Annotated in this window: 6 protein-coding genes; 2 read left to right on the top strand and 4 right to left on the bottom strand. The window is 58.2% G+C overall.

Annotation, left to right across the window (positions count from 1 at the left end):
- Positions 1-203 precede the first annotated feature (203 nt).
- The 4 genes from tnpA to IEG05_RS16995 all read right to left on the bottom strand — a co-directional run bounded on the left by tnpA (position 204) and on the right by IEG05_RS16995 (position 4,821).
- Positions 204-524 (bottom strand): IS66 family insertion sequence element accessory protein TnpA, encoded by a 321-nt coding sequence (gene tnpA, locus IEG05_RS17010; RefSeq protein WP_191122430.1) that lies wholly within the window; start codon positions 522-524, stop codon positions 204-206.
- A gap of 409 nt (positions 525-933) precedes the next feature.
- Positions 934-1,374, bottom strand: coding sequence for a hypothetical protein (locus IEG05_RS17005; RefSeq protein WP_191122429.1), 441 nt, complete (start codon positions 1,372-1,374; stop codon positions 934-936).
- Positions 1,375-1,476: 102 nt separating this feature from the next.
- Positions 1,477-2,271, bottom strand: a complete 795-nt coding sequence (locus IEG05_RS17000) for a toll/interleukin-1 receptor domain-containing protein (protein WP_191122428.1) — start codon at positions 2,269-2,271, stop codon at positions 1,477-1,479.
- 666 nt (positions 2,272-2,937) lie between these two features.
- A complete protein-coding gene (locus IEG05_RS16995) occupies positions 2,938-4,821 on the bottom strand; it encodes a 3'-5' exonuclease (RefSeq protein ID WP_191122427.1) in 1,884 nt (627 codons plus the stop codon).
- Positions 4,822-5,056: 235 nt separating this feature from the next.
- On the opposite strand from IEG05_RS16995, the gene IEG05_RS16990 reads away from it, so the two are divergent.
- Both IEG05_RS16990 and IEG05_RS16985 read left to right on the top strand, forming a co-directional pair.
- Complete coding sequence (locus IEG05_RS16990; protein WP_046621955.1) at positions 5,057-5,596, top strand: DUF421 domain-containing protein; 540 nt, start codon at positions 5,057-5,059, stop codon at positions 5,594-5,596.
- Between the two features lie 131 nt (positions 5,597-5,727).
- On the top strand, positions 5,728-6,615 hold the full coding sequence (locus IEG05_RS16985; protein ID WP_046621956.1) for a LysR substrate-binding domain-containing protein: 888 nt from the start codon (positions 5,728-5,730) through the stop codon (positions 6,613-6,615).
- The last annotated feature ends 9 nt before the right edge of the window (positions 6,616-6,624 follow it).

Below are 6,624 nucleotides of genomic sequence, written 5' to 3'. Positions count from 1 at the left end.
GATTAGGACTTGCCACTGTTCTGCGGTGCGGTGTTTTCTCATGGAAATAACCTCGCGTTGTTGAATGCGAGGTCACTCTAGGGCGGAAGTCAGCGGGATGGCAGGATGTCTTGGAATGAACGCTTACCACTGTTCTGCGGTGCGGTGTTTTCTCATGGAAATAACCTCGCGTTGTTGAATGCGAGGTCACTCTAGGGCGGAAGTCAGCGGGATGGCAGGATGTCTTGGAATGAACGCTTACTCTGGCTCAGCCTTAGCTCAACACCATTACCCAGGCTCAGCACGATATTCCAGCCGCTTCCGGGAGAGGCCGAGTCATCCATCAGCGATGACAGATCCAGGAAGCTGGCATAACCAGAATCCGCAGCCTCACCGACCGGCTGACTCAACAGGCGCTTGCGCCAACTACAGAAGCTGGCATAACCGAGTTTGTGCTCCTTGCAGAACTGCGTGGCCGACAGGCCGCTGTCACGCTGCTGACCGATTAGGACTTGCCACTGTTCTGCGGTGCGGTGTTTTCTCATGGAAATAACCTCGCGTTGTTGAATGCGAGGTCACTCTAGGGCGGAAGTCAGCGGGATGGCAGGATGTCTTGGAATGAACGCTTACTTCGAAACGGCGGAACAGCATGGGGAGGTCTGCTTCGTGGCGAGGTGGGCGAACGTCGTTCGCAATACGACCGCGCGGGCGCGGCATCCCGGTTGGACGCCCGGAGCCCGCGAGCGTTTCGCCAACCACCTGCCCTGCCCATCGATTCGCTACGCCACTCAGCCTCCTCTGCCGACAGCGCGCATGCGTAGGGTGGAAAACGGCGAAGCCTTTTCCACGCGTTACGTCCGGGCTACCTCGCTAACGTTTGGTTAAGGGGGCGGGCTTTAGCCCGTCCCAGTGAGTGCAGCGAACGATTTGAACCGTTTGTTAGAGTTCTGCTATTTAATTTGTTGATAGTTTCTGCTTCATAGCTTTTCTGTAGCTTTCTTGTTTTTCGTTAATTTCTTGGCATTTACTGGCGGAGAGTTCAAGGGCGGAGATGATATCTGGGTCATTCCGTTCAATCTTGGATTGCCAGTTTGTTAATGCTGAATTATAAATTGAGTCAGCTGTAGAGTTTATATTCTCAGGTTTCCAGTTGGCTTCGGAAAGAGCGCCCATTGTGGCGATCCTCCAGCCATTGGCTTTTTGATGGAAGTTTTCTGCACTTGCAGGCTTTCCTTGTGCAGCCAAAATTTGGCTAGTGAATTCCAGCATACCTGCACATGCGCCTAGGGCCTGTGCGTCATCATATGCTGCGGATTGGTTAGCAAGGCAGCTTATTGAATAAATTGGTAGCAGTAGGATAAATGCTTTAAGCATGTGTTGCTTTTTTGTATTCATGTAGCACCTCGGGCAAATGGCAACTCTAACGTTTGAGCTCAGCGGGCGGCGAAGCCGTCCGCTGGAGCGAATGGTTAGGCATCGCTTATGGACTTAATTCGACTACTGCGACATAAGAGGAACCTTGGCCCACTGATCATTTCCTTTGTCGTGCAAGACATCGATCAAGTTTATTGGTTTCGTCCCTTGCCTGTGAAACTGAAAGGTCAACGGGTGAGTGGGAGTAAGTGAACTGGACATCGGCCTCATGATCACAGCGTTGGCTGTCCCGCCTTCGTTCAGTTGAAAGGCGTTCGCTCTGAACAAGCTGTTTATTCCAGGGTGCCCTTTTATCCACCAAGAAATCTCGTCCTTCTCGTTCATGACAGGGAAGGCGAAATTCGGATTTGGCTCCATCATGTGGGAGGCATGGACTGTAATTTCAATTGTGTTGTCGTTCGGTGTGGCTATCGAATAGGTTAGATTCGAGAAGCCTTGGTGTTGCGGCGTAAAAGAAGCGCTTCCTTGGGCAACGCTGACAATCTGAGCTATCGCTGCCTCAAGACCTATGGTGTGCATGTCGATAAATAGTGTCTGCCTTAGAACAGCGGGCATGTCGCTGCCATCGACTCGAATAGGTACGAGGCGGGTCTTCCCCTTACTCGCCGCGTAAAGAGCGTTTTGCCACTCCAACTTAACCATGCCACTTGCGAGGCTGGTCGCGGATACGAAGAAGAAGACGAATTCTGGGGCTTCAAGACCCCTGCTCATTTGGTCAATAATCCCATCGCCAGGGTGAATGGACCACGAGTCGTAAAAAACGTCTTGTTGGCCAAAGATGTCAGACAGCCTTAATGCGACGGGTTCGACCAAGGGCTTGTCGTTGTAGTTGTGGCTCAGAAATATCTTTGGAGACATGGAGAAGGGTCCTGTTTTTTGCGGGTGGCGAGCGAGACGGTTGAATTCTGATGCCTAACGATAAGCTAAGGGGCGGGCTTTAGCCCGTCCCAGCGAACGAAGTGAGCGGATTTGAGCGACTTGTTATACGCTTCACTTGGATATGTGTTCTGGGCCGAAAACCGCAAAGATTTGTACTAAGTTGAACCATGCAATTCTTTTTTCTTCCTCTGGAATGTTGAGGCTAGAAATTATTTCGTTGGCAGATCTTTGAATTTGTACGCATAGGCTTTTAGTGAACATGGCCAGCTTGGAAAGAGTTCGGAAATTTCTTCGAATTCACTTAAGTACTCTAACTCAAGGTCAGCATCGAGCCATTGTGCGTGCTTTATAATTTAGTTTTTATGTAATGGGACGACTTCTTCAAAAATTAATTTCATTTCAGCAGGGCTTAATTTCTATTTCGTTAAGACTTGAGTGTACATGTGATTCTCTGTGCGTATAGCTATAATTAGACACCAACTGGTGTATAAGACGACCGACGGAACTGGTGCATAACATTCCCTCGCCAACTAGCCGAACAGCTCTAGGGCGGGTTCTCCAAAGGTGTCGGCACCTGCCCGGAATTTTATACCTCATACTATTCGGCCAGGTTCGGGTGAAAAAACAGAACAGATTTATTTTCATTCATGCACAACCCTCCTGCATCGCCCCAAGCCCTTCCTTCACCCCGCCAATCGCCTCCTGCACTCGCTTCGTAAAATCTGAGTGCTCTTGGTAGGTCATCACCAACCGATCAATCGCTCTTGTCATCGCCACATACAGCAACCGCGCTTCATCCGCTTCCGCTTCGCCCTTCTTCGGCATTTCGCCTAAGCCGGGTATCAGCACCAGCCCGAACTCCAGGCCTTTGCTGGAGTGCATGCTGACGATCTTGACGCTGTCTTCACTGCCGTAGAGTTCGCTGCGGGCTTTTGAGTTGGCGCCGGAGGCGTAGGCGATACCCGCCTGGGTCAGGGCATGTTCTGCTGCCTGGGCTTGGGAGCTGCTGCGGTAGATGATGGCCATGTCGCTCAGCACTCGGCCATTGGCCTGTTCGTCGCGGATGCGGGTGACGAGGCAGTCCCATTCCTGCCAATGGCCTTCGCATTGGATGAGCTCGGGGAAGGCGCCGCGGCGGCCGGCGCTTTCGGGGACGATGATGGGGACGCCGTCTTCGCCTGCGTCGCGGCCTGATAGCAGTTCGGTGGCGAAGGCGCGGGCGACGGAGAGCACTTCCAGCGTGTTGCGGTAGTTGAGCTTGAGGATGGTGGTGCGGCCCTGGGCCTGGATGCCGACGCTGGCAAAGCTGAAGTTCAGCCCGGTTTTCTTGCCCTTGCCGCGGTAGATGGACTGGGCATCGTCATAGAGCACCAGCAGCGCGTTGGTCGCCGGATCGACCATCTGCACGATGAGCTTGAACCACTCCGGCGCGAAATCGTGGCCTTCGTCGATCAGCACGGCAGAGTACTGCGCGCGGGGAATCTGCCCACGGTCGACGCCGTCGATGGTGTTCTCTACCAGCTGCGCGGCGTAGCGATCCGCGGACGGGCTCCATTTCGGTTTGTCGACGTTGTAGGTCGCCAGCATTTCCGAGCACCAGCCGTGGAAATGCTGCACGCTGACCTTCTCACCCAGCCCCTTTTCCACAAGCACCTGGCGCAGGCGCCCGGCCAGCGAGCGATTGAAGCAGAGCACCAGAATCGGCTTGGGCGAGACCCTGGCCAGCTGCTCGCAGCGGTAGCCGAGGATCATGGTCTTGCCGCTACCGGCCGCACCGTGGATCACGCGGTGGCCTTCGCCGAGTGAGCGGGCGAGTTGTTCCTGCTGCAGGTCCATCACCTTGATCAGGCTCGGGATCGGTGCGTCGCTTTCGGCGAACAGACCGAACTGGCCGGGCAGGGCGCTGACGCGAACCTCGGGGTAGAGGTGGTAACGCACGCGGTCGATCTGCGGCAGCGTCAGGGTGCAGGGGAAGACGTGGGGAAACATGTTCCACAGGCGCTGCTGGAAGGCTTCGGGGTCGGCGGTTTCGGTCATCTCGTCTTGAAAGATGACGCGCTGCGGGTCGAGCACGTCGTGCAGGTCGGTCTGCTCGAACTGACGTCGAGTGATATTGGTGAGCACCACGCCCCAGCCCCACGGCATGATCAGGTCACCTGGGCGGGGCGAACTTTTGCTTTGTCGCAGCAGTGGGTCTTTTTTGAGGGCCAGGTCCACTTCCATGACATAGGAGCGGGCTTGCAGCATGGGGTTGGCGACGGTCTTGATGCCGCTGCTGGTGTGCAGGATGACCTTGCCGCGGGTCATGCTCTGGATGGTGGCGAGCTTCCAGTCCTTGACCTCAAGCACCAGGATGCCGCGCTTCGGATGTAGAACGACGAAATCCGGATAGCGGGCCTTGGGCCCGACCGGCACGTTGCTCCAGCAGAGGTAATCGTCTTCCAGCAGTTTTTCCAGCCGCTCGGCAAAACGCCGCTCACCGGGTGTGTCGAACTGGCATTGCGAGCGGACAGGAAAAAAGCGCGCCATCTATACCCTCCTTGGTAGCGGACCGGTGCAGACCGTAGCGTCGCAGCGGAACCGTGATCGAGTGCGCAGTTGCTGCGCGTGATGGCACATTAGCCACTGCTTCCGTATGGGTAAAGCAGACGATGGATTAATCCTCGGTTTTCACGCCGTCGCCTGACGCGCGGTCACTGGCGCCGTATGCACTTTCCGCCCACCTACCCTGTCCACCCTGCATGGCTCAGTTGCGGAGGTGATCGTGGAAGGCTTGTTTTTCAGTAGCGCAACGACGTTGATACGCACGCTGGTGGTGGGCGTGCTGGCCTATATCAGTCTGGTGTTGCTGTTGCGCCTGTCGGGGCGGCGGACGTTGTCGAAGATGAATGCGTTCGATCTGGTGGTGACCGTGGCGTTGGGTTCGACGTTCGCGACGATTCTGCTCAATCGCAATGTGTCGCTGGCCGAGGGGGTGCTGGCGTTCGCGCTGTTGATCGGGCTGCAGTATGCCGTCACCTGGTCCAGCGTGCGGGTGGCGTGGGTGCGGCGTACGATGACGGGCGAGCCGGCGCTGCTGTTCTATCGCGGGCGTTTTCTCGGCGATGCTCTGCGTGTGGCGCGGGTGACCGAGGACGAGGTGCGGGCCGCCGCGCGCAGCCAGGGGCTGGCCGCGCTGGATGGGATCGAGGCGGTGGTGCTGGAGACCGATGGCAGTTTCAGCGTGATCACCGATGGCGCCGGCGACAGCCGTTCCACGCTGGACGGGGTGAATGTGCCGGGGCCGAACGAAAAGGGCGTTTGAGGCCGTGGCACCCTTCACCGGCGACTGATCGACGGATACGCCGCCGGGGGCCCGCGCCGGCCCGGTTGCCGCCACGCGGCGCTGCCGCCAGACTCGTTGCTTTCCGCCAGCCCTTCGATGCGACCTCACCGATGAAAACCAACCTCGACGAAATGCTCGCCTTTGTCAGCGTGGTCGACAGTGGCTCGATCAGCGCCGCTGCCGTGCAGTTGGAACAGACCGCTTCGGGCGTCAGCCGGGCGTTGAGTCGGCTGGAGGACAAGCTGGCAGTGACGCTGTTGCGCCGCACCACGCGGCGCCTCGAGCTGACCGAGGAGGGCGAGGTGTTCCTGGCGCAGGCGCGGCGCATTCTGGCCAGCGTGGAGGAGGCCGAGGAGCAGATGGCGCTGCGGCGGCAGACGCCAGCGGGCCGCTTGCGGGTCAACACCGCTTCGCCGTTCATGCTGCATGTGATCGCGCCGCTGATCGGCGAATTTCGCGCACGCTACCCGCAGATCGAGCTGGAGCTGTACAGCGACGACCGCATCATCGACCTGCTGGAGCGGCGCACCGACCTGGCCATCCGCATCGGCCCGCTGCCGGATTCCAGCCTGCATGCGCGGCCGCTGTGCCACACCATGCGCCGGGTGCTGGCGAGCCCGGCCTATCTGCAGCGGCATGGCGTGCCGCAGCAGGTCGGGGACCTGGCGGATCACAGCCTGATCGGCTTTACCGAGCCGGACCGGCTCAACGACTGGCCGCTGCGCCATGCGCTGGGGGAAAGCTGGCGGATGACGCCGGCGCTGCGTGTCTCCAGCGGCGATACGGCGCGTGAACTGGCGCTGGCCGGCGAAGGGCTGGCGTGCCTGTCCGACTTCATGACCGACAAGGATCGCCAGCGCGGCGAGCTGGTGGAGGTGCTGGCGGCGCAGCGCGTCGATGTGCGCCAGCCGATCAACGCGGTGTACTACCGCAACAGCGCGCTGGCCTCGCGCATCGCCTGCTTCATCGACTTTCTCAGCGAGCGTCTGGGCGCGTAGCCGGCCACG

This window comes from Stutzerimonas kunmingensis (assembly GCF_014764705.1).
GTDB lineage: Bacteria > Pseudomonadota > Gammaproteobacteria > Pseudomonadales > Pseudomonadaceae > Stutzerimonas.
This window is presented reverse-complemented; position numbering and strand designations above follow the sequence as displayed.